The following is a 25,311-nucleotide window of genomic DNA, read 5'->3' on the forward strand; positions in this document are numbered from 1 at the left end:
ATTTTATGGCTACGGAACAAAAAGACATCACGGATCCATGTGCAAAATATAACGAACAGACTAGTTTTCTAAGCAAAACAATTTTTGCAAGTCGTTGGTTACAAGTGCCTATTTATTTAGGTTTAATTGTTGTTCAAGGTATCTATGCCTACAAGTTTATGAAAAACTTGTGGTATCTTATCACCAATGTCAATGAAATGGATGCAGACACCATTATGCTTGCCGTACTCAATCTCATTGATGTGGTAATGATTGCTAACTTATTAGTCATGGTAACATTAGGTGGTTATGAGATTTTCGTTTCAAAACTGCGCACGAAAAACCATCCAGACCAACCTGAATGGATGAGCCATGTGAATGCGACCGTGCTGAAAGTCAAACTTTCTATGTCAATTATCAGCATTTCGTCTATCCACTTATTGCAAACCTTTGTGAATGCCTCAAAAATTTCTGAAAAAACGATTATGTGGGAAGTGATTATTCATTTAGCTTTCTTGCTCTCTGCGATTGCGATGGCTTATACCGACAAAATTCTCTACAGTACAAGCCATAAAAATCATTAATAAAAAAATGCGATCAAACTTGACCGCACTTTTTTTGTCTCTAGATTAAGATTAGTGACCGCCACAACCACAGCCACCATGACCGTGTCCGTGATCATGATCGTGTTTATGACCACCGCCACAGCAACCGCCGTGTCCATGATCGTGATCATGGTGATGATGACCGTGACTACCACAACCGCAGCCGTGACCATCTTCGTCATCATGATGGTGGTGGTGATCATGTGCGCCATGTACATGACCGTGAGCAATTTCTTCTAATGTTGCTTCACGAGTACCAACAACTTCAACAGTGAAGTGTAATTCTTGGCCCGCTAACATGTGGTTACCATCAACCACCACTTCATCGCCATCGACTTCCGTGATCACAACAGGAACAGGGCCGATATCTGTGTCAGCTAAGAAACGCATACCAACCACCACTTCATCTACACCTTGGAATACCTCTTTTGGTACACGTTGAACCATGTTTTCATTGTATTCGCCGTAGCCTTCTTCTGGTTGAACACGCACTTCAAATTTGTCGCCAACGTCTTTACCTTCTAAGGCATTTTCAAGACCAATGATTAAGTTATTGTGGCCTTGTAAATATTCTAATGGTTGATTTGCTGGTGCTTCATCAACTAATACACCGTCTTGAGTACGTACTTGGTAAGCGATACTCACAACCGTATTTTTTGCTACTTTCATCTTGTTTTCCTTATTAAAAAAATCGTCATTCATTGTATAGAAAATTATTCTTTAAGCAATGCAATTCGTGCATTCACACTGACTTTAATTTTCTCTTTGCCACTTTGAGTGTAAGTTTCATCTTTTTGATCTGAGTAAGAGAAACTTTTTGCCATCATTGCCTCTGCAGCATAAGGGCGAAAATCATTTGCGGAATCATTGGCAGAAGACACCTCAAGGCTTTGTGTGTGATAACCTTTCATTTGCAAAGATTCTTGAATTAAGAGTGCTTTATCTTTAACTTTCGCTAAAGCTTCTTTGGTTAATTCATTTTCTAAGCTATTTAATTTCTCACGTGAAATAGACGCGTTTACGCGATCAATGGCTAATACGCCATCTAATTCATGCACTAAGGTTGATAACACTTGAGAATCTTTACTTTCTAAGGTTAATTCTGCACGCGTAATCCAGCCTTGTTGTTTGCCTTTATTATCATAGCGAATCCAAGTATTACGAGAATTGTCCTTAATTTCAACCGCGCTTTGTGCTTTTGCGAGATCAATGGCTTTATTCATTTTTTCCGCCATGCTTTTATTGAGCGCGGATAAATCATTGCCTTCCGCTTGGTAAAAAAGGGACACTTGCAATAAATCACGTTCTACTTCTTTTTCTACTTCAACACTAAAGCTAACATCCGTTGGTTGATGAGATACGGCTTCTGAAGCAAAAGAAGTGATAGGTAAGGCAAGCAATGCCAAAAAAAGTGCTTTGAGTTTCATTTTTTATTTAACCTAGGTTGGAATAAAAATTAAGGGCGTTTGATACGCCCTTGTGATTATTAATGTAAACGTTCATCACTATCTTCGACATCTTCATCGTCAAAAAATTCACCATCGTTACCGTATTCATCATCCTTGGCATTCGGATCTTCGAAATACGTGCCCCAGCCATCATAAATGCCTTTGTATTTTTCTACTAATGGTAAAATTTCTTTTTGTTGTGCATCAATAATTTCAGGTTTTAATTCTACTTCACTGATAATGTCAAAACAGAAAATGACCTTGCCATTTTCATCTTCAAATTCTTCTGCTTCTGACACTTCATAGCCCGCTTTGAAAGCATCCACGGCAATTTTTTCTAAGATATCAAAATCATAATGGGCGATGTGATGTTCGATAATATAAAGGGCATCCGGATCGCTACCGTCATTTAATAAATCCGTAATGATTTCACGGGTTTCTTCTTGGAGTTCGTTAAAGTTCGTCATAAGGCATTCCTTTTGTCAGAAAAAGTACGGTCATTGTAGGGGATAAAGATGAAAATGTCGCTAAAAATTTATGCTCATTTCAGTTTGCCTTGAGGGGGCGGAAAGGTTAAAATTCTAGGCAAATAAATTGTGCTTAACATGCCCAGCTGATCACGCTATTTATTGCAGCGAAAAAAGTTGGGCTTTCTTATTTTAGAACGAAAAAAATGGTCAAACATCTCCCTTACTTCACCTTAAAAACACCACCAAAAACAACCGCACTTTTAAAGCAAGAATTTGCTGATTTTATTGTTAAAGAAGATCTGGGCTATGAAATGTCAGGTGAAGGCGAATTTGTGGCGGTAAAAATTCGTAAAACGGATTGTAATACGTTGTTTGTGGGCGAAAAACTTGCCAAGTTTGCGGGTATTTCTGATCGAAATATGGGGTATGCAGGTTTAAAAGATCGTCATGGCATTACAGAACAATGGTTTTGTTTGCAAATGCCGGGGAAAGAAACGCCTGATTTTAGCCAATTTCAATTAGAAGGCGTCGAGATTTTAGATGTCACTCGCCACAATCGTAAAATTCGCACGGGTAGTCTTCAAGGAAATGCCTTTGAGATTTTATTGCGCGGTGGAAAAGAAAGTGATGAGTTAAACGAACGCTTAAATTTTGTGGCGAAATATGGTTTCCCTAACTACTTCACCGAACAACGTTTTGGGCGTGATGGTCATAATCTGACTCAAGCGATTCATTGGGCGAAAGGAGAGATTAAGGTCAAAGATCGTAAAAAACGCAGTTTTTACCTTTCAGCGGCTCGTAGCGAAATTTTTAATTTAGTTGTGGCAGAACGAATTAAACAAAATGTGGCAGATCAGGTTCTAAGAGACGATATTGTGCAATTAAACGGATCGCACAGTTGGTTTAAGGCCGATGAAAATGAAGATTTAGCGGTTTTACAGCAACGTTTAAACGAGCAAGATATTTTATTGACTGCGCCTTTAATTGGCGAAGAAAATTTATCTGCAAGTGCGGTCGAAAATCAAGTGGTTTTAGAACACCAGGTTTTCCAAGAATTAATGAAACAAGAACGAATGAAAGCCGCTCGCCGCCCTTTATTGATGCAGACAAAGGATTTCCATTGGTCGTTTGTTGAAGAAGGATTGAAGCTCTCATTTTATTTGCCGGCAGGAAGTTATGCCACTGCATTGGTGCGAGAGTTAGTGAATATTAAGGAAGAAGAATAATGCGAATTTTAGTCAGTAATGATGACGGTTTTCACGCCGAAGGGATTCAAGTTTTAGCAAAAGAATTACGAAAAATTGCCGATGTGGTGATCGTCGCGCCGGATCGGAATCGCAGCGCAGCATCAAGCTCATTAACACTTGTTGAGCCGCTTCGCCCTCGTCATTTAGATTGCGGTGATTACTGCGTGAATGGCACTCCTGCAGATTGTGTGCATTTGGCCTTAAATGGTTTTTTATCTGGTCAAGTGGATCTTGTGGTATCAGGTATTAATGCGGGTTGTAATATGGGGGATGATACGATTTATTCCGGTACTTTGGCCGCAGCATTGGAAGGGCGTCATTTAGGATTGCCAGCCATTGCCGTCTCTTTAGATGGTCGTCAGCATTATGAAACAGCCGCTCGCGTAGTGTGTAATTTAATTCTGAAATTACATCCTCAATTATTGAATAAACGCGAAGTGATCAATATTAATGTGCCAGATTTGCCCTACGAAGAACTTAAAGGCATCAAAGTCTGTCATTTAGGCTATCGCACATCTGCAGCTGAAGTGATTAAACAAGAAGATCCTCGAGGCGAAAATATCTATTGGATTGGTCCGTCAGGTTTGCCGGAATATGATGGTGAAGGAACAGATTTCCATGCGGTAAAAAATGGTTATGTTTCCATTACGCCAATTCAAGCCGATCTTACGGCTCATCAGTCAATTGCTGCTTTACAAGATTGGCTGGAAAGTGAATAATGTGCCATTTTGAAACGAATTTTTCCCCATTGAACCCATGAAGGATAAGTGAATGAATATTTTTGGTGCGATGTACGATAAAACGATGCAATGGTCAAAACATCGCTTTGCCGTGTTTTGGTTATCCTTTGTGAGTTTTATTGAAGCTATTTTCTTTCCAATTCCACCCGATGTGATGTTGATTCCAATGTCAATGTCAAAACCGAAAAGTGCGTTTCGTTTTGCGCTTTATACAGCGGTCGCTTCTGTAGTGGGGGGAATGATTGGTTATGCTATCGGCTATTATGCCTTTGATTGGGTTCAAGGTTATATTCAACAATGGGGCTACCAGGCTGCTTGGGAACAAGCTATGGAATGGTTTAAAGAATGGGGCGTGTTAGTGGTCTTTGTGGCCGGTTTTAGCCCGATTCCTTATAAAGTTTTCACCATTTGCGCCGGTGTAATGCAAATGGCGTTTATCCCCTTTGTGATTACCGCATTTGTGTCGCGTTTTGCTCGTTTTATTTTAGTGGCAAAACTCGCCGCATGGGGCGGAGAAAAATTCGCCGCGAAATTACGTAAATCCATTGAAGTCATTGGTTGGAGTGTCGTTGCTTTAGCTGTGATCATTTATATTATTTTAAAATAACAGGATGACCTTTTTTATGAATAAATTATGCTTTATTATCTCGAGTGCATTGCTGATTTCAGCTTGTACGGGAGAGCCGAAAAAACAAGATCCCGATGCATTACCCGATGGTATTATGCAACCAGTAGAAGGAACGGGAGCCGTTGCCGGTGGTAGCTTCATGCCGGAAATTGAAAAGAATTCGATGCCAAATCAAATGAAATAAAGAAATAAATTTAATATCAAAGGAAGAATAAATGAAAAAATCGTTTTTATTGCTCCCTGTGAGTATCGCTATTTTAACAGCTTGTAGTTCCAATAGTCCTGCACCAATCGAAAATGTGGATGGCACCCTTTCTCCTGGTGTAATGCAACCTGTCGATAATAATTCTAGCGGTACATGGCAGCCAGAAATTCAACGAAATACCATGCCAAGCACAATGGGCAGCAGTGTACCAACGGGAACTCAAGCACCACAACCACGTTTCCAACCGACTTATCAGCCGGTACAACAGTCTACAGCAACTCAACCACAGCCTGCTCCAGCTCCGGTTCAACCGCAAACAAAAACAGTAACCAAAACGGTTTCTGATTGCACCAGCTCTGGCGCAATTAACGTGCCGCGTAATCCAAATACCAACGCACCAGATTACAGCCAAATTCAAAAAGGTTCATACAAAGGAAATACCTATAAAGTAAATAAAGGCGATACCATGTTCTTAATCGCTTACTTAACGGGTATGGACGTAAAAGATTTGGCGAGCATGAACAATATGAAAGAACCTTATAGCTTAAGTGTGGGCCAAACGTTAAAAATTTCAAATTGTTCAACTAAAACAATCACCACAACGGTTCCAGTGAAAACCACCGCACCAGCGGCACCTGCTGAGCCAGAAGTAACTTATACACCAGGTGCTAATGGCACACAAATTGGTTCTGATGGTACGGTGATTGGTCCGATTAAATCCGGCGTAGGTGGTGCAGTTTCAGCACCCGTTTATACCAATACACCGAGCATGCCAGCAACGACGACTACCACACAAGTGGCGACCACAAATAATATGCCTGTTAATGCGAATGTTGTCGCGCCTATTGCGTCCAATATTGCGTGGCAATGGCCAACCCAAGGTAACGTGATTCAAGGTTTCTCTAATACCGATGGTGGCAATAAAGGGGTTGATATCAGCGGTTCTCGCGGCCAAGCGGTTAAAGCTGCGGCGAGTGGTCGAGTTGTTTATGCGGGTAACGCATTACGTGGCTATGGTAACTTAATCATCATCAAACATAACGATGATTTCTTAAGTGCTTATGCGCACAACGACAAGATCCTTGTGAGCGATCAACAAGAAGTGAAAGCGGGTCAAGAGATTGCGAAAATGGGTAGCACAGGAACCAATGCTGTGAAACTTCACTTCGAGATCCGTTATAAAGGTAAATCTGTGGATCCAGTTAGATACTTACCGAGAAGATAATCTTTTCTCAGAAAAAAGTGCGGTTAAAAATGACCGCACTTTTTGTTATACTCTTACCAATTTTTTCTCAATGCTTAGAATCTAAGGTTAATTCAATGCGTACAAGTCAATATTTATTCTCAACATTAAAAGAAACCCCAGCTGAAGCGGCTATTGTGAGCCATCAATTAATGCTTCGTGCGGGGATGATTCGTCCTCTTGCTTCTGGTCTCTATAACTGGATGCCAACCGGCTGGCGTGTGCTTCGTAAAGTAGAAAAAATCATTCGTGAAGAAATGGATAAAAGTGGCGCACTGGAAATCCAAATGCCAGTAGTGCAACCAGCAGAATTATGGGAGGAATCAGGCCGTTGGGAACAATATGGCCCAGAATTACTACGTTTTGTGGATCGCGGAAACCGTAACTTTGTATTGGGTCCAACACATGAAGAAGTGATTACGGATTTAGTTCGTCGCGAAGTGTCATCATACAAACAACTTCCGATCAATTTATACCAAATTCAAACCAAATTCCGTGATGAAGTGCGTCCTCGTTTTGGTGTAATGCGTTCGCGTGAATTTATCATGAAAGATGCGTATTCTTTCCATGCGGATCATGCTAGCTTGCAACAAACTTATGATGTGATGTACCAAACTTATAGCAATATTTTCAATCGCTTAGGTTTAGATTTCCGTGCAGTACAAGCGGATACCGGTTCTATCGGTGGTAGTGCATCACATGAATTCCAAGTGCTAGCAAACAGCGGTGAGGATGATGTGATTTTCTCTACAGAATCGGATTACGCTGCAAACATCGAACTAGCGGAAGCGGTGGCAATTGGTGAGCGCGCCGCGCCAACGAAAGCGATGGAATTAGTTGATACGCCAAATGCCAAAACAATTGCTGAGTTGGTGGAACAATTCAATTTGCCAATTGAGAAAACGGTCAAAACCTTAATTGTAAAAGGGGCAAACGAAGAGCAACCGTTGGTGGCATTAGTCATTCGTGGTGACCATGAATTAAATGAAATTAAAGCAGAAAAATTACCTGAAGTGGCTTCACCATTTGAGTTTGCAGACGAAGCGGTTATCAAAGCCAAAATCGGTGCAGGTGTGGGTTCATTAGGCCCTGTTAATCTCAATATTCCTGTGATTATTGACCGTTCAGTGGCATTAGTGTCTGATTTCAGTGCAGGTGCAAACATTGATGGTAAACATTACTTCAATATCAATTGGGAACGTGATGTAGCTTTACCAAAAGTGGCGGATATTCGTAACGTAGTTGAAGGTGATCCAAGCCCAGATGGTAAAGGTACCTTATTGATTAAACGTGGTATCGAAGTCGGCCACATTTTCCAATTAGGTAAAAAATACTCCGAAGCGATGAATGCAACTGTTCAAGGTGAAGATGGTCGTCCAATGGTCGTCACCATGGGATGTTACGGTATTGGTGTAACGCGTGTGGTGGCTGCGGCGATTGAACAACATTTTGATGATCGCGGTATTGTGTGGCCAACAGATGAAATTGCACCATTCACTGTAGCCGTTGTGCCAATGAATATGCACAAATCTGAAAGCGTTCAAGAATATGCCGAAGAATTGTACCGCACTTTACAAGCACAAGGTGTAGAAGTGATCTTTGATGATCGTAAAGAACGCCCTGGTGTGATGTTTGCTGATATGGAACTTATCGGTGTGCCACACATGGTGGTGATTGGTGAGAAAAATCTTGTAAACGGTGAAATCGAATACAAAAATCGTCGCACCGGTGAAAAACAAATGATTGCAAAAGAGCAGTTGTTAGATTTTTTGAAAGGACAAATTAAAGCTTAATTAAGTCTTTGATGATGAAAAAAAGGAGATTGAGACATCCACTTCAATCTCCTTTTTTATTATCGATTAGTAATTGTTTGAGGTATTACCAGAAACACCCGTTACAATCGCAATGCCTGCGCTTGCGCCAATTCGAGTAGCGCCTGCTTCAATCATCGCTAGGGCGGTTTGAGTATTACGAATACCGCCAGAGGCTTTCACGCCAATGTTGCCTACCGTTTTCTTCATTAATGCCACATCTTCTACGGTTGCCCCGCCTTTATTGAAACCCGTTGAAGTTTTAACGAATGCCACACTCAATGCTTTACAGATTTCACAAGCTTTTACGATTTCTTCTTTGGTGAGTAAGCACGTTTCTAAAATCACTTTAAGTGGCACGCCATGACAAGCGGTTAATACAGCTTGAATATCGTCTTTTACAGCATCCCATTTATTTGATTTAATCAAACCGATATTAATTACCATATCGATTTCACCCGCACCCGCTTTGATGGCTTCTTGGGTTTCAAACGCTTTGACAGAGGATAAGTTGGCACCAAGTGGAAAACCGACTACCGTACAAATTTTAACGTTTGAGCCAGCAAGTTTTTCTTTGGCTAAAGGAATATAACCTGAATTAATGCAGACGGAATAAAAGCCGTATTGAATGGCTTCATCACAGAGTTTAAGAATATCCTGTTCTGTTTTTTCTGCAGTAAGGGCAGTGTGATCAATATATTGTGCTAATTGTTTACTATTCATCTTTTTTCTCCTGATTTAATTATGTCTCATTAAGGACAATTATTTTTTCGCATAAAAATTTTTAGGTAATTCTTTATCACATATCAGTAAATCGAATTGGTTTAAATCACCAATATATGCTTTTTTTACTTGATTTATTTTTGTATGGTCAAAAACTAATATATTTTTTCTACTTTTTTTCATTGCTATTTTTTTTACTTTTGCTTCATCATAATTAAAACAACTGACACCAAATTCGTTGCTGACGCCAGCGGCCGAAATAAAAGCTTTTGTCGTGAGTATTGATTCGACTTCTGAATTATTGACGGGTGTAAAAAATGAATTATGGTTAGAGTAAATTCCCCCCGCTAATATTACCTCACAATGGCTTTTCTCTTTTAATATAGTAAAGGTATTGAGCGAGCAACAAAGTGCGGTGAATTTTATCTCTGAACTAATTTGTGATGCAATAAATGGAATAGAGGAACCGCAATCAAAGAAAATAATATCACCGTTTTCAACAAGATCCGCAGCCAGTTTACCAGCCACCATTTTTTCTTTCAGGTTTTTCGTTTCTTGTTCAAAAATTAAGTAATTCGTTTCATGATAATTTTTAGGATCTCTCACGATGTGGCCGCCCAGTAAAACTAAAGGACATCCTTCTGTATTTAAGTCTCTTCTTAAGGTCATTTCGGATACATTTAATATATTTGCCGCATCTTTTAATTTTATCGAACTCATTGTCGTTAATATGAATTCGAGGCTTTTTAGTCGAGTATTGCTTTTTCTATCCATCATCATGTAGAACTTCTTATTTTCTTCCTGGTTATCATATCACAAAAATTTTTTCTAGAACTGTGATCTTTGTCACTTTTTTAACATTTTTTGAGTATTATACTATTGTTTAAATAAAATGTTACTTTATTAACAGCTAGAATGGAGGTCGTATGGATATTGCAGTTATTGGTTCAAATATGGTTGATCTGATTACATATATAGATCGGATGCCTAAGTTGGGTGAGACACTTGAAGCTCCTAGCTTCAAGATAGGATGTGGAGGTAAGGGTGCTAATCAAGCAGTAGCTGCTGCTAAGTTAGGATCGAATGTGATGATGTTAACAAAAGTTGGAGATGATTTGTTCGCTGATAACACATTAAAAAACTTTCAACGATATTCCAACATTCGAGCACAGAATTTGCAGTAATCACGGCATCCCGATTTCTTCATGTTACTTTCATACATAAGTAACTCAGCAATGGGTTGCTTTATTTTTTAATTTAATGTTTAAAATAAATAAGATTATTTAATTGAAGCATTTTAAATTCAGCGAGTATTTGATAATAAATTATAAATAGCATAAAATTAATCATATAAATTTTGTCATCTTAAGTACAAATATGAAAGTAGTTCATCAGTATATTTATTCGGTAATGATATTTGCCTGCCTTCCTAATTCTCTTTTTGCTAATCAAACTGCAAACTTCTCTCGCTTAAATCAAATCGATGCAACGCAACAACAACGACAGCAACACATTCAACAAGCACAAGATAAAATATTGCAATCTCAATCTGATGTACGTTTAGATACCACCAATAATGAAAGATTGACATTATCAAACCACGAAATCCCCTGTTACTCGGTCCATCGTATTAGTCTCGTCGATTACTCCACAACGCCTACTTCCTCTGAAAGCCAATTCCAATGGGCGTTTGATAAAGCAGCTCATGATTTAAACTTAATCTTACCACACTGTTTTGGCGGTGAAGGTTTAGGTATTTTAATGAAGCAAATTCAAAATCGTATCATTGAAAAAGGTTATGTTACGACAAGAGTGGTGACCCAAGAGCAAGATTTGCGTTCAGGGACGTTAACACTCACGGTGATTCCAGGTAAGGTGGGGAATACATTAGTTTCCGACAGTGGCAATGTCCCCCGCTTCACACGTTTGCATGCGTTAACAGGACTTACCTTTTCGAAAGGCGATGTTTTAAATGTGAGGGAGATTGAACAATCCCTTGAAAATCTCAAGCGTGTTCCGACCGCCGAAGCCAATATTGAGATATTACCAAGTGAAACGGATGTCGGTGTCAGCGATATTAAAATCAGCTACCAACAAGCATTCCCTTTCCGTATTAATCTTGGTTTAGATGATTCAGGCTCTACTTCAACAGGTAAATACCAAGCTTCAGGTACACTCTCTTTAGATAATCTGTTTTCAGCCAATGACCTGTTTTATACCAGCTTCACCCACAGTTTAAAAAGTAGCGATGACGAAGCCGGAAAGCGTGCGACAAAAAATCTCACATTTTACTATTCTATCCCGTTTGGTTATTGGACACTTTCTGCTTTACAAACCTATAACCGTTACTATCAAGAAGTCTTCGGTGCTTTTAATAATAACTACCTGTATGCTGGTAAAAGTAATACCACTAAGGCAACACTTTCTTATTTACTTTACCGTGACAGCAAACGTAAAACTTCGATTTCAGGCTCGTTTTGGTCTCGCCAATCGCAAAATTATATTGACGGTGCAGAAATTGAGGTACAAAAACGTCGTATGGCAGGATGGGAAGCAGGCATTTCTCATAAAGAATATATCGGTGATGCAACCCTTGAGCTATCGGCAAATTATAAGCGAGGCACTGGTGCAAGAGGCTCGATTGAAGCACCTGAAGAGCTTTGGGGGGAAGGTACATCTCGCCCTAAAATAATGACTGCCTCCATTGAGCTAACCAAGCCATTTATGTTAGGTGAACAACCGTGGCAATATCAAAGTAGTTGGAATGCTCAATGGAATAAAACCCCTCTGATTGCCCAAGACCGTTTTAGTATTGGTGGGCGTTATACGGTGCGTGGTTTTGATGGCGAGTTAACTTTGTCCGGTGAGCGAGGTTGGTTATGGCGTAACGAGTTAGCTTGGAATGTGAATCAGAAAGGGCATCAGCTTTATCTTGCCCTAGATGGTGGACGGGTGATGGGTTGGTCAACCGAATCACAGCTTGGACATCATTTAATGGGTGCTGCGCTAGGCTTAAAAGGTGGCTTCGGTGGATTTTATTATGATGTTTTTGTTGGCAGACCTATCCGTAAGCCTGAGGGCTTTAGAACCTCTGATGCGGTAGCAGGTTTTAATATTGGATACAGTTTTTAATGGCTGATTGTCTTTCATTGGTTATTGATGTTTCGGAGTGAAAAATGAATAAAAAATGTTTCTGTGTAATTTTTAGTAAAACCCTTCAACGCCTTGTGGTGACGTCTGAATTAGCAAAATCAGAAGGTAAATCTACGGAGTCGTCCGCTTTTGGCTTATCGCACATTTTTGCCCAAATCCGACCGCTTACCTTTAGCCTTTATTGTGCATTAGGCTTTGTAGCATTCTCTAATTCGGCATTAGCCAATCTGATTATTCAAGCCGATAAATCCGCCCCAAAAAATCAACAACCGATAGTACTACAAACAGCGAACGGTTTACCGCAAGTCAATATTCAAACCCCGAACGACAAAGGGCTTTCACATAATAAATATGCCAAATTTGATGTTGATACCAAGGGGGCGATTTTGAACAACAGCCGCACCAATGTGCAAACACAGCAAGGCGGTTTGATTACGGGCAATCCTTATTTGGCGAGAGGGGAAGCTAAGGTCATTTTAAATGAAGTCAATTCCTCCGACCCCTCAGTGTTAAAAGGCTATGTGGAAGTAGCAGGCAAAAAGGCGGATGTGATTATTGCCAATCCGTCTGGTATTCATTGCGAAGGGTGTGGGATTATCAACTCTAACCGTGCAACGCTCACAACCGGTAAACCACAGATTAAAAACGGCAACTTAGAAAGCTTTGTGGTGGAAAAGGGTAAGGTCAAAGTATCGGGCAAGGGGTTGGATAACAGCCGAGTAGATTACACCGAGATTATTGCTCGAGAAACGCAAGTCAATGCCGGTCTTTGGTCTAAAAAAGAAGCTAAAGTGATTACCGGTAAGAATACGGTCAAGCAGTTGGAAACTTCGGCAGATTTACAAATTATTCACAACAATCAACCGCTTGCGGATGAACCACGCCCACAGGTGGCGGTGGATGTTGGCGAGTTGGGCGGCATGTACTCGGGCAAAATTCATCTTATCGGCACGGAAACAGGCGTGGGCGTGCACAATGCCGGACATATTGGGGCGAGTGCGGAAACCCTCAAAATTGACAGCGAAGGTCGCATTGTCAATACCGGAACTTTAAACGCCAACCACGCCGTTCAACTAGCAGGCACAAAAGGCATTGAAAACCGAGGTAAAATCGAAAACCGCCAAGGCGACATGACCTTTAACACGGCAGCCGATATTCAACAAGATGGTTCTGTAGTCGCACGTGGCGGTCATATTCATCAAACGGCAAACCAAGCCATTCACCAGCAAGGTGAAACAGTGGCGAAAGGTCATATCACCTATAAGGCACCAAGTGTTACCGCTTCAACGTCATCACTGATTGCCTCAGGTGTTGAAGTCAAAGATAGCGAACAAGGTGAAGTTCGCACACTTGGAAATCAATCGGCTCAAGGTAAGTCGATTACTGTTATCACCACAGGGAAAACCTCATTACAAGGTAAAAATGTGGCTTCGGGCAATATCAATGTCAGCAGTTCGGAAGCCGATTTAGACAACAGCCACACTTCTGCGCATGCAGTCAATATCAATGCATCTCAAGGTAAAATTCAAGCTAACAATGCAATCTTGATTGCCAATGCCGAGTTAGCCTTAATCGCGCCAACCTCGCTTGAAACTCAACATAGTGATGTAAAAGCAGAAAAAATCACGACGAAACAACGTTCATTGAATACAAAAGGAGCTACTTGGGAACAAACGGGCACAGGCGAATTAAAACTGGATGTTGCAGATACATTACACAATAGCGGCGGTACCTTTAAAACTCAAGGGGATTTAACCGTTAATGCCCAAGGCGTGAATAACCAACAAGGGCGTTTGATTGCGAAAGACAAACTGACGATCAATACCGAGCGTGGTAAATTAGATTCGACACAAGGCTTATTGGTGGCAGAGCAAGATATTGCTATCAATTCGGGTGAATTGATTAATGATGGCGGCTTAATTCAATCTAATCAAAATGTTGCTATTAATACCCAAGGACAATCTCTATCTAATAAACAGACCTTAACGGATGCCCAAGATAAGGGTATTGTTGCACTTGGAGAAGTGAATATTCAGGCAGGAAATGTAGTCAACCGACAAGGGCGGATCGTCAGTGTAGGCAAACAGATTATTAATGTTGCCAATGTCGATAATCAGCAAGGTTTGGTTTACACGCAGGACAATTCAACTTTAAATGCGAAAAATCTTTCTAATGATGAAGGTAGTATTCGTGCTGTTAAACAGGCTGATATCACATTATCTGATAATTTAAATCAGCAAAATGGTGCCATTAAAGCTCAGACATTAAATTTGACTGCAAATACACTGAATTCACTCACAAAAAGTGTCATTTCGGCGGATGATCTTAATATCATCACGTCAAATGAATTAAGCAATAAAGATAGCCATATTATTGCGAAGTTAAATGGTGATATTCAAACCGGCAGTACATTAAACAATAAGAATGGAACGATTGGCAGTCAGGAGCGTTCTTTCATTATCAATACGCATCAGCATCGTTTAGAAAACGAACAGGGAAATATTATTGCTGCTCAAAATATTGATATTAACAGCGGGGAAATCAACAACAATCAAGGATTAATCTCAGCAAATGAGATTGCTATTAATAGCAATAATCAGTCAATTAATAATCAAAAAACCGTATTGAAAAAGCAAGGTAGTAAAGGGATTATTGCACAACATTCATTAACTCTGCATTCAAATTCTTTGAATAACAATAATGGGAATATTCTTTCACGCAATAATGTCACCGTAAATACGGCATCTCTCATTAATCATCAAGGTGAAATACGTACACAATCACAGCTTGATTTGCATACTAATACTCTCGAACAGAACAACGGTTTAATCACTGCAAATACTGTTAATTTGGTTGCTGATGCTATTAAATCAAATAAACAAAGCGAAATAAGCGGCAATCAAGTCAATGTGACTGCACAAACGCTGGATAATCAAGAGAGCAAACTGATTGCACGCCAACTAGCACATGTTGATGTAAAACAAGGTATTCAAAATCAAAATGGCATCCTTGCCAGCCTTGGTGAAAAGCTCACGATTAATAGCAATCAATCCGATATAAATAATACGGGCGGCATGGTTTTAGCGCAAAACGGCACACTGAAATTAAATACGAATATGCTTAATAATAAACAGGGGAGTATTCGTGCCAAAATAGCAGAAATTTTTGCGCAAAAAACCTTAGATAATCGCAATACTCTTGCAGATAGCCAGCAAGGTATCATTGCCACTGATTTGAGTTTAAAAGCGAAGCAACTTGATAATCAAGTCGGACGTATTACAGCGTTAAACAGCACCGCACTTCAAGCTTCTGATATTCAAAATCAGTCAGGTGAAATTTTAATGGTAAATGATGGTTCGCTGAATGCAGATAAAATCAATAATCAAGCCGGCCAAATTGCCTCTCTGTCTGCCAATTTAAATATTACGACACAAACAGCATTAAATAATCAACAAGGTACGATCAAGGCAGAAAATATGCTTACCTTGATGACCAAAGGATTAGAAAATCAACAAGGCAAGGTGGTTTCATCCAATCAATTACTGCTCAAAACAGATCAACAACAGATTGATAACCAACAAGGCACCTTATTCGCCAAGAATAAGGCCGATATTCACTCGGGGAATATTAATAACCTAAACGGTCTCATTCGAGCAGACGATTCACTCTTAATTGAGGCTTACCAAAATGTCATTGATAACCGATATACCCAAGATGCTTTAAAGGGAATTGTTGGATTGCGTAGCATGGTTTTACAAGGTGTCACTACGCTATTTAATCAGCAAGGTAAACTCTATGGTGGAAATACGCTTAATATCACGACAGCAGAAGACATACAAAACCAGCAAGGAATTTTTCAAAGTCAGGGAGATTTAACACTCTCTACACAGTCAGTAAATAATCAAGAGGGTAAGATTTCTTCTCATGTAGCCAATATTACAGCGAAAACAATCAATAACCGCGCAAAATCTGAGCAAGGTTCGTTAATTTATGCAGATAAATTAACCCTCAATACCGAGCAGCTTGATAACCAAGGCACAAAAGCAAAAGATAAATCACCGGCACAAGGTATTCAAGGTCAAGATATTGTCATCCAAACGTCAACATTAAATAACCAACAAGGTGGCATTTATAGTGCGAATAATGTCTCTATTACCTCAAATAATCATTTGAATAATAGCGAAGGAGAATTGTTGGCGGTGAACACCGTGGATGTCTTAAACGGTAACAATTTAATGGTAAATAATGAGAAAGGGCTTATTCAAGGTAATAAAACCGTTAATTTAAATGCAACAGGTTTGGCATCTGAAGGCAATATTAAAACAAAGGGCGATCTGAATATCGCATTAAAAGAGAGTTTTATCTTAAATAATGCTTTTGAAGCAAATAATCTAACGTTTAAAACGGAAGGTAACTTCACGAATAATACTGAGCAGAGAGTTGCCAATAAAATGACGATTTCGGCAAATCATATTGAGAATCGTGCCAATGCAGAGCTTTCATCAAATGAGACAACGCTGAATTCAACGAACTTAATAAACCGAGGGTTGATTGATGGCGTTAACACCGTTATCAAGAGCTCAGCCGTAACAAATATCGGCACAGGACGAATTTACGGTGATCATTTAGCAATTAATGCTGCAACAGTCGAAAACTTGGCCGAAACCGTCAATGGAGAGACGAAAGCGGCTACGATTGCGGCAAGAGAGCGCCTAGATTTTGGGGTAAATACGTTAATTAATCAAGATGGTGCTTTAATTCTCTCCTTAGGTAATACCGTGATAGGTAATACATTAGATAAAAATAATCATGCTGTTGGAAAGGCGAATTTAATTCAAAATGATAGTGCAACAATTGAATTGTTAGGCAATGCAGTGGTTAATGCCCAAAATGTGATTAACCGAGATACTAAAATCAAAACTCGAATCAGAGAAGAAAAAGAAACGTTTGATTTATATGGTAAAGAAAATGCTACTACTGAGAAAGTTTCTGAATGGTATCGAGTTGGTGTAGATGGAGAAATGGATCATGCAAACGGGAAACGTAAAAAAAGTGCAACCTTTACGTTTTATGATAGAGACAAAGGGAGCATTTCTTCGCATAAAGGGGATTATTGGCAACGTCGAGAGTTTACCCAAACACGCTATATCCCGGAAATTTATGATGAATCTCCTGCTAAATTCCTTGTGGGCGGAAACTTACACCTTAATAGCGAAAATACACTCAATCAATATAGCCAACTTTTAATTGGAGAAAGATTATATTTTAATGAACAAAATATTTCACAATCAGATGAAAACATTGATTCAAACAATGGAAAACTCGTGAATGAGGATTTCACCGCAATACAGAGTGTAGATGAGCAAGGTTATTTTTATCGTTATAAGCAGGATAGACGGAGATCAGGAAAAGGAAGAAGACATAAAAATTTCTTAGATAGAAAGATACTAAATGTGATTAATGAACAATCTTCAAAAGAGCTGCATTTTAATCTTGTACTCAACACGATCGGCACCCCAATCACATCCAGTACCACTGTGGATGAGAAAACCAAAGTAAAAGATATTCAGTTAGATACAGTCTCTGTTATGTCAAATAGTGCGGAGAGTCCAAATGGGATTTCTATTGAACGATCACCATTAAATCCGTCTATCGGCAAGCATACCGAAATGACACTGACACCGACCATAAATAACCATAATGTGATTAGTTCTGGGCAGGTCATCGCTAAATTACAGACCGCCGTTGAAAAAGTTGATCCTCAAGACTTATCTAGCATGACCATGCCAATGGTAAAAACCCATTTGACAGAAGTGCGTTTACCACAGTCCAGCCTGTATAAAATCAATCCGGATGCTCCGAACGGCTATCTGGTGGAAACTGATCCAAAATTTACTGATCGTAAACGCTGGCTCAGTTCCGACTACATGTTTGAACAGCTTCGTTACAATCACGATAACGTACATAAACGTTTAGGCGACGGTTTCTATGAACAGCGTTTAATCAATGAACAAATTAACCAGCTCACCGGTCGCCGTTATATTGAGGGTTACAATAACGATTTCGCACAATATCAAGCGTTAATGAAGAGTGGTGTGGAATACGCTAAACAATTTAACCTTGCCTTGGGTGTGGGCTTAACGGCGAAACAGATGTCGGAGCTGACGACCGATATGGTGTGGTTAGTTAATAAAGAAGTCACGCTTGCAGACGGACGTAAAATCACCGCCCTTGTACCACAAGTGTATTTAGTTGCACGAGATAGCGATATTAGTTCCCGAGGTGCAGTGATTTCAGCCAATCAAATAGAGGGCAATGTGGGCGAACTAAACAATAGCGGTGTAATAGCCGGACGAGATTTAATCCAGATTCATTCGAGTCAACTGCAAAACGAAGGCTCGATACTGGGGGATACGGTTGATTTATCCGCTCAACAAAACCTGATTAACCTCGGTGGACGCATTGAGGCGGTAAAATCCCTCTCGCTGTCGGCGGGGAAAAATTTAGACATTAGCAGTACGCTTTCCTCTTCAGAAAGTGCTGACGGCAATGTTGCCCGCACGGTGTTAGACCGTCTTGCCAGCGTGAAAGTCACCGGCGCAGGCGGCCATTTGGCATTACACAGCAATGAGAACCTGACGATAAAAGCGGCCGATATTGAAAGCCAAGGCAGCTTAAGCGCAACGGCAGGGAATATGTTAAACGTGACGACATTAGCGGTGCGCAATAAAGAATATTACAACGGCGATGCGGATAACTACTATCGTTTAGCGCAACATTCGGAAGTCGGCAGTAGCCTTAAAGGCAAGGATGATGTAACGCTTGTGGCGAAAAAGGATGTCCGGCTACGCCAATCGAATATCGGTAGTGAAAAGGGCAACGTACTTATTAGCTCACAACAAGGGAATATACAGGTTGAAGCCGGGCGCGAAGAGGAACAACTGGCAAGCGCTTCAAAATCCGTGAGCAGAGGTCGCTTCGGGTTGAGTAAAACGACGGAGATACGTCGTCATGAACACCATATTGAACAATCGGTGAGCAGTAACATTGACGGAAAAACAGTAAATCTTATTGCCTATCAAGGGAATGTGACGGTGCAAGGCTCAAATGTGGTGGGAGAAAACGGCTTAACGGTGCGGGCGAAAAACATCGACATCAAAGAAGCGGAAAACAAATTTTATTCCGATGATTTTCACAGCAAGAAAAAATCAGGCATGTTGGGCAGAGGCCTAGGGGTTACGTTTGGTGCCCAAAAGCAAACGCTAGAAAGCGATAAAACGAAGTTTTATGCCCAGGGCAGCCAAGTGGGGAGCTTAAACGGCAACGTCACCCTCATCGCAGAGAATCATTACACTCAAACGGCAAGTCAGGTGAGTGCAATCAAAGGCGGCGATGTAAATATTCTGGCTAAAAAAGTTGATATTAAAGCGGCTGATGACAAATATGAAACCAATACCAAACAAACCTTTGAACAAAAAGGTGTAACTCTTGCGATTACCTCCCCTGTTATTTCTGCTATTCAAGCAGTACAAGGCGCAGTGCAATCAACTAGACAAGTAGGTGAGAGTAAGCATGGTCGTGTGAATGCGATGGCAGCAGCTAATGCTGGTTTTGATGCTTATCGTGCAGCTGATAGCGTAATGAAAGCTGGCGACTCTATTCAAAAAGCAATGAGTAATAGCGATGTGGATTCCGTAGTAGGGGCACAAATCACTTACGGCCAACAAAAGAGTGAATCACGCACGCATACTGAAGGCAAAACCGCGGCCAAATCTCAAGTGAATGCAGACGGCAAAGTAAATATAGTGGCAACGGGTGCAGGAAAGGATTCCAACATTAATATTGAAGGTTCAGATATCTCAGGCAAACAAGGCACGACTTTGATGGCAGACAATCAAGTAAACATCAAAGCAGCAGAACAAAACCACCAAGAACGTAGCACTAATAAATCGCGTGGCTTTAATGCAGGGGCAGCCATTAAAGTGAGTAATGGTGAGGCTGCCGGGGTTACTTTAGGCGGTAATCACGGAAAAGGCTATGGCAATGGTGATGAAACTACTTATGTTGCTAGCCATGTAGGTGATAGTCAAAGTAAAACCGTGATTAATGCAGGTGGTGATGTCACTCTTGCAGGCAGTCAAGTGAAGGGTAAACGTGTTGAATTGGATGCGAAAAACCTCAATATCGAGAGCTTACAAGATAAATCTCGCTACCATGGTAAACAAATGAATGTAAGTGGTAGTGTGACAGTAGGCTATGGTTTTGCCGCAGGTGGTGGTTTCAGTAAATCAAAAATCAATGCTGATCATGCAAGCGTGAATGAACAGGCAGGAATTTATGCTGGTGATGAAGGCTATGATGTGAATGTAAAAAATCACACAGATTTAAAAGGTGCATTGATTACGTCTACCCAAAAGGCTGAAGCAGATGGCAAAAACCATTTTAGCACTGGCAGCATTACTCATTCAGATATTGAAAATCACTCAAATTATAGTGGCAGCAGTTTTGGTGTGAGTGGCAGTGTGTCAGCTAACTTTGAAACACCATTTGGCGAAAATGGTGCAGCTCAAAGTACAAAACAAGCCACGGATAAAGATGGTAATCTGCTTTATACCGATAAAAATGGCAACAAAACTGTTAATTCTAAAGGAGTAGATGGAAAAGAGAACACCAAGAAATTGGCTGAAGGCAAGGAATCTCTTCAATTCTCTTATGGCATGGGCTATGGTAAAGATTCCGATAGTCAATCTAGCACAACAAAAAGTGGTATTAATACACAAAATATCATTATTAAAGATGAAGCAGAGCAGTTAAAACGTACAGGTAAAACGGTACAAGAAGAAATTGCTGCGATTAAAACCGATATCACTACAGAGAGTGCACCAAGTCAAAGTGGCAAATTAGAGAATCGTTTTGATAAAGATGATGTTCAAAAAGAGCTCGATTTCCAACGTGAGGTGACAGAGAAATTTGGACCAAATGTTGTGGAAGCAGGAAGTTTGCTTGCTAATAAATTTGGCGAAGAAGCGAAAGCGAAACGTAATGAAGCCGCAATTGCGTTAGAAGAAGCAGAAAAAGCCAAGGCAGAAAACAACAACGAAACTAACCGAGCTTTAGTCAAACAAGCACGAGATAATTTTGAGACAGCGAGTCGCAAAGCTAAAGAATGGGAAACAGGTGGAAGTCAACGCCTTATCATTGATTCAGCATTAAATGTTATCAGCACCGCTTTAGCCGGCAGACCGGCAGCGGAGGTGGTGGCTTCAGGATTATCACCTGCGGTGAATAATCAAATTAAGAAAGCGACGACAGATGCAAAAGGTAATGTGAATACCGCGCTCAATTTGACTGCTCATGCACTTTGGGGCGCGGTAGAGGCTTATGCGGGCAATCGTAATGTTGCTGCGGGTGCGGCAGGTGCAGCAGGTGGAGAGGCTGCGGCTCATTTCCTCGCCTCGACACTTTACAATAAATCACCTGAAAAGCTTAGCGAAGAAGAAAAACGTACGGTATCGTCTTTAAGTCAAGTAGCAGCAGGTATTGCTGGTGGTAGTTTATCAGATAGCTCTGATGGGGCGATTATTGCGGCTAAAACGGCGAAGAATGCGGTGGAGAATAATGAGCTCTCAATTCGTGATAACGAGCGCGTGGCTAAACTTGAAGAAAATCTTGATAAACGTGGTTATTTATACCCTGCTGAATTAGAAGAGGCTAAAAAATTACTCAACAAAAGTGATTTAGTGGATTTCTTACTAAGCAAGGCGCAGAAAAATAAAGGTAACCTACATCCTGAATTGAAAAAATATCTTGATACTTACCTTTCAGAAATAGCATGGGATATTGTGCATACTGAAGCAAGAAATGGTGTTCACATTACACATGAAGAAGCAATGAAACGCCTATATGACGTAGATTTATCAAAACAGATGAAGCCTCATTACCCATCATTGGTGAATGCGATAGAAAAAGATAAAGTTTTAAATGGTAACTGGTCAAGAAAGCTTGAGAAATCAAACTTAGAAGCTATCGCACTATTTGGCGGACCGGGCGCTGGCACAGCTTTAGTGAAAGGTGTAACCATGGTTGAGAATGTAGCGGTAAATGTAGTTAAAAATACTGCGATAAATGTAGGTGATAAAGCGTTTGTTGCTGCAGTCAAAGTAGAGAACAAGCTGAATAAGACGTTGCCAGTTGTAAATGATGCACTCAATAAAGCCTATGTAAATGGACAATTAACTTATGCGGATATTGTCGGAAAAGGTGTTAATGGTGCGAGAGAATATGTTCGTACTGGTGTGAAAAATATGGGGGAGCAAGGAACGAAAGTAGCTCTAACTAATGCCGTAGCAGCTGGAGGTATTAAAGCTGGTTTTGAGGCAAATGATTATGCTAATGGGAAGTCGTTAACAAGAGATAACTTATTGAAATCTACTAAAGAGGTTGGATATTCATTCTTTTCAGCTGGAGCAACTACAGGTATGCCAATGCTTCCTGTTATTGGGCTAGGAGTGACTGTTGATTGGGCTAAAGATAGTGGGGACTATGATATTGTTAAAACAACAGGAAGCAATATCTTAAGCTCAGGGCTTGAAAATAAATTTGGACATTATACGGGCTTTCCTCTTATAAAAGAGGCAATGACAAATTCTTTTGAAAAATATTATGAACAATTGAAGGAGGCAAATAAACATGAGAAATGATTTTTTTCTTGTTTTGAAAATGTCATTGATATCAATTTTATTTATGTATGCATTAGCTTTATACAAGTTTAACTTTGATTTTAGTAAGGTTAGTTTATTAGTGACATTAAAATGGTTTCCCTTAATATTGGTTTTGCTTCTATTCTGTTTTTACTTGAGTAAAAATATGAAAAATAAATAATGATTATGCTTTATAAGTTTACTTTTATAAAGTTATGTTGTTTAAAACAATTAAACTTTACGATCTTAATTGTTTAATAATTAGTTAGATTTTTAATTTTTGATTAAGAAAATTTAAAGTATCTAGGTGTAAAGTGCGGTCAATTTTCAAAGAGTTTTTAAAACTTCTCAAAAACTGACCGCACTTTTGTATTTTTAATGATACTTATGTTAAGTAAATCTTATAATTTTACATCCAACTTCGCGTAAGCACATTCTACTTTTTCCAATGCTTTTTCCACGGAAATATCACGAGCGAGTAACACATCTAAACGGCGATGGCCATTGACTTCGTCTTTTCCGAAAAAGTGAATATTACTATTAAACCTAAACTCTGCATTGGTGTATAGTAAAGATTCCGATAGCCAATCTAGCACAACAAAAAGTGGTATTAATACACAAAATATCATTATTAAAGATGAAGCAGAGCAGTTAAAACGTACAGGTAAAACGGTACAAGAAGAGATTGCGGTGATAAAAACCGATATCACTACAGAGAGTGCACCAAGTCAAAGTGGTAAATTAGAGAATCGTTTTAATAAAGATGATGTTCAAAAAGAACTTGATTTCCAACGTGAGGTAACAGAGAAATTTGGACAGAATGTCGTGGAAGCAGGAAGTTTGCTTGCTAATAAATTTGGCGAAGAAGCGAAAGCGAAACGTCATGAAGCTGCAATTGCGTTAGAAGAAGCAGAAAAAGCCAAGGCAGAAAACAACAACGAAATTAACCGCGCTTTAGTCAAACAAGCACGAGATAATTTTGAGACAGCGAGTCGCGAAGCCAAAGAATGGGAAATAGGTGGAAGTCAACGTCTTGTCATTGATTCAGCATTAAATGTTATCAGCACCGCTTTAGCCGGCAGACCGGCAGCGGAAGTGGTGGCTTCAGGATTATCGCCTGCGGTGAATAATCAAATTAAGAAAGCGACAACAGATGCAAAAGGCAATGTGAATACCGCGCTCAATTTGACAGCTCATGCACTTTGGGGCGCGGTAGAGGCTTATGCAGGCAATCGTAATGTTGCTGCGGGCGCGGCGGGTGCAGCAGGTGGTGAGGTTGCGGCTAATTTCCTTGCCTCGACACTTTACAATAAATTACCTGAAAAGCTGAGCGAAGAAGAAAAACGTACGGTATCGTCTTTAAGTCAAGTAGCAGCAGGTATTGCTGGTGGTACTTTATCAGATAGCTCTGATGGGGCGATTATTGCGGCTAAGACGGCGAAAGATTCAGTGGAGAATAACAGCATGGCTGATGACGTTCATCCTAGTGATGAGCGTAAGCAAAACATTGAAATGTATGCCAAGGTTTTATTCAATGGAGATGAAGATAAAGCTAAAGAATATCAAGAAGGCCTAGAGCTTGCTGAAGCTCAAGGGCAAATTGATAGTGTTAAAGAAACAGCAGATGCAGTTGTTAATTTAGATGATACCGTTGTGTCTTTATGGGAAGCAATCTCAAACCCAGGGAAGACCTATAATAATGTTGTGGTCTCGTTGAAAGATTGGGATGAGGCTTATGCGCTTGCCCTTCAAGAGAATCCAAAACTCGCGGGAGAAATGCAAGGCTACCGCCAAGGTAAAATGAAAGGTGTTTCAACTGGAGGAGTGGTTCTAAGTGGTGCGGGATTAGCTATGGTTGAAGGGATCTCTAAGATTACAGATATAGCTAAATCAGGAAAATTAAACTTATCAAGAAAAGGTATACCTAATAGTCAAATAGGTATTCAATGGGGGAAAGGGATTTCAAATCAAGGTAAACCATGGGAAGCTTATGTTCAATCGAAGCTTCCAGATGGCTCAATAAACTTAAATGATATCAAACCTAATTTTAAAACCTTTGATCATCTTCTTCCTGATGGTACAGCAATAAGTTCAAAAACAATGGATACGGTTGGTTCAAAAACTTACCAAAATCCATCAAAAATTACTTATACATTGAATAAGTATGTTGATGATATGATTAACTTCAAACAAGATCAAAAAGGAGAGTTTATTGTTTATGCAAAAAATATTAAAGCAAGAGAATTATATTTAGCAATTCCAGTTAAAACATCAAAAGAGCAGATGAAAGCTATAGATAAATCTATAGAATACGCTAGATCGAAAGGAACTAATATTATTGTTAATAAGGTAAATTGAT

General features: G+C 39.9%; 16 protein-coding genes and 1 pseudogene. 11 read left to right on the forward strand and 6 right to left on the reverse strand.

Annotation, left to right across the window (positions count from 1 at the left end):
• The first annotated feature begins 5 nt into the window (after window positions 1–5).
• Window positions 6–563 (forward strand): TIGR00645 family protein, encoded by a 558-nt coding sequence (locus EL215_RS03365; RefSeq protein WP_049357308.1) that lies wholly within the window; start codon window positions 6–8, stop codon window positions 561–563.
• Window positions 564–614: 51 nt separating this feature from the next.
• Here EL215_RS03365 and slyD read toward each other — a convergent pair whose 3' ends face one another.
• From slyD to rraB, 3 genes are read right to left on the reverse strand one after another with little or no spacing between them, the layout of a single operon-like run.
• On the reverse strand, window positions 615–1,253 hold the full coding sequence (gene slyD, locus EL215_RS03370) for a peptidylprolyl isomerase (RefSeq protein ID WP_049357310.1): 639 nt from the start codon (window positions 1,251–1,253) through the stop codon (window positions 615–617).
• Window positions 1,254–1,297: 44 nt separating this feature from the next.
• Window positions 1,298–2,011: an SIMPL domain-containing protein gene (locus EL215_RS03375; RefSeq protein ID WP_126470179.1), complete on the reverse strand. Its 714-nt coding sequence runs from the start codon at window positions 2,009–2,011 to the stop codon at window positions 1,298–1,300.
• Window positions 2,012–2,070: 59 nt separating this feature from the next.
• Window positions 2,071–2,499: a ribonuclease E inhibitor RraB gene (gene rraB, locus EL215_RS03380; RefSeq protein ID WP_126470181.1), complete on the reverse strand. Its 429-nt coding sequence runs from the start codon at window positions 2,497–2,499 to the stop codon at window positions 2,071–2,073.
• A 206-nt stretch (window positions 2,500–2,705) separates the two neighbouring features.
• On the opposite strand from rraB, the gene truD reads away from it, so the two are divergent.
• The 6 genes from truD (at window position 2,706) to proS (ending at window position 8,358) form a co-directional block, all read left to right on the forward strand.
• Window positions 2,706–3,728, forward strand: a complete 1,023-nt coding sequence (truD, locus tag EL215_RS03385) for a tRNA pseudouridine(13) synthase TruD (protein WP_126470184.1) — start codon at window positions 2,706–2,708, stop codon at window positions 3,726–3,728.
• Window positions 3,728–4,468: a 5'/3'-nucleotidase SurE gene (gene surE / locus EL215_RS03390; RefSeq protein WP_126470186.1), complete on the forward strand. Its 741-nt coding sequence runs from the start codon at window positions 3,728–3,730 to the stop codon at window positions 4,466–4,468. The genes truD and surE overlap by 1 nt, the downstream gene beginning before the upstream one ends.
• Window positions 4,469–4,520: 52 nt before the next feature.
• Window positions 4,521–5,096: a YqaA family protein gene (locus tag EL215_RS03395; protein WP_049357320.1), complete on the forward strand. Its 576-nt coding sequence runs from the start codon at window positions 4,521–4,523 to the stop codon at window positions 5,094–5,096.
• Between the two features lie 16 nt (window positions 5,097–5,112).
• A complete protein-coding gene (locus EL215_RS03400; RefSeq protein ID WP_126470188.1) occupies window positions 5,113–5,301 on the forward strand; it encodes a hypothetical protein in 189 nt (62 codons plus the stop codon).
• Window positions 5,302–5,332: 31 nt separating this feature from the next.
• A complete protein-coding gene (nlpD, locus tag EL215_RS03405; RefSeq protein WP_126470190.1) occupies window positions 5,333–6,547 on the forward strand; it encodes a murein hydrolase activator NlpD in 1,215 nt (404 codons plus the stop codon).
• Window positions 6,548–6,642: 95 nt separating this feature from the next.
• Window positions 6,643–8,358: a proline--tRNA ligase gene (gene proS / locus EL215_RS03410; protein WP_126470192.1), complete on the forward strand. Its 1,716-nt coding sequence runs from the start codon at window positions 6,643–6,645 to the stop codon at window positions 8,356–8,358.
• Between the two features lie 66 nt (window positions 8,359–8,424).
• Here proS and deoC read toward each other — a convergent pair whose 3' ends face one another.
• Both deoC and deoR read right to left on the reverse strand, forming a co-directional pair.
• A complete protein-coding gene (deoC, locus tag EL215_RS03415; RefSeq protein ID WP_126470194.1) occupies window positions 8,425–9,099 on the reverse strand; it encodes a deoxyribose-phosphate aldolase in 675 nt (224 codons plus the stop codon).
• A gap of 39 nt (window positions 9,100–9,138) precedes the next feature.
• Window positions 9,139–9,873, reverse strand: a complete 735-nt coding sequence (gene deoR / locus EL215_RS03420) for a DNA-binding transcriptional repressor DeoR (protein ID WP_126471996.1) — start codon at window positions 9,871–9,873, stop codon at window positions 9,139–9,141.
• 152 nt (window positions 9,874–10,025) lie between these two features.
• Here deoR and EL215_RS03425 point away from each other — a divergent pair, with 152 nt between their 5' ends.
• The 3 genes from EL215_RS03425 to EL215_RS03435 all read left to right on the forward strand — a co-directional run bounded on the left by EL215_RS03425 (window position 10,026) and on the right by EL215_RS03435 (window position 22,952).
• A complete protein-coding gene (locus EL215_RS03425) occupies window positions 10,026–10,283 on the forward strand; it encodes a PfkB family carbohydrate kinase (protein WP_354669543.1) in 258 nt (85 codons plus the stop codon).
• A 193-nt stretch (window positions 10,284–10,476) separates the two neighbouring features.
• Window positions 10,477–12,231: a ShlB/FhaC/HecB family hemolysin secretion/activation protein gene (locus tag EL215_RS03430; protein ID WP_126470196.1), complete on the forward strand. Its 1,755-nt coding sequence runs from the start codon at window positions 10,477–10,479 to the stop codon at window positions 12,229–12,231.
• 44 nt (window positions 12,232–12,275) lie between these two features.
• Window positions 12,276–22,952 carry a two-partner secretion domain-containing protein gene (locus tag EL215_RS03435; RefSeq protein WP_126470199.1) on the forward strand — a complete coding sequence of 3,559 codons (10,677 nt, stop codon included), beginning with the start codon at window positions 12,276–12,278 and terminating at the stop codon, window positions 22,950–22,952.
• A gap of 401 nt (window positions 22,953–23,353) precedes the next feature.
• Here the strand turns inward: EL215_RS03435 and purT are convergent.
• A pseudogene (gene purT / locus EL215_RS10370) lies at window positions 23,354–23,494 on the reverse strand (phosphoribosylglycinamide formyltransferase 2); the annotation flags it as partial.
• 19 nt (window positions 23,495–23,513) lie between these two features.
• On the opposite strand from purT, the gene EL215_RS03450 reads away from it, so the two are divergent.
• Window positions 23,514–25,310, forward strand: a complete 1,797-nt coding sequence (locus tag EL215_RS03450) for an endonuclease toxin domain-containing protein (RefSeq protein WP_232013316.1) — start codon at window positions 23,514–23,516, stop codon at window positions 25,308–25,310.
• The last annotated feature ends 1 nt before the right edge of the window (window position 25,311 follow it).

This window comes from Haemophilus parainfluenzae (assembly GCF_900638025.1).
Lineage (GTDB): Bacteria > Pseudomonadota > Gammaproteobacteria > Enterobacterales > Pasteurellaceae > Haemophilus_D > Haemophilus_D parainfluenzae_J.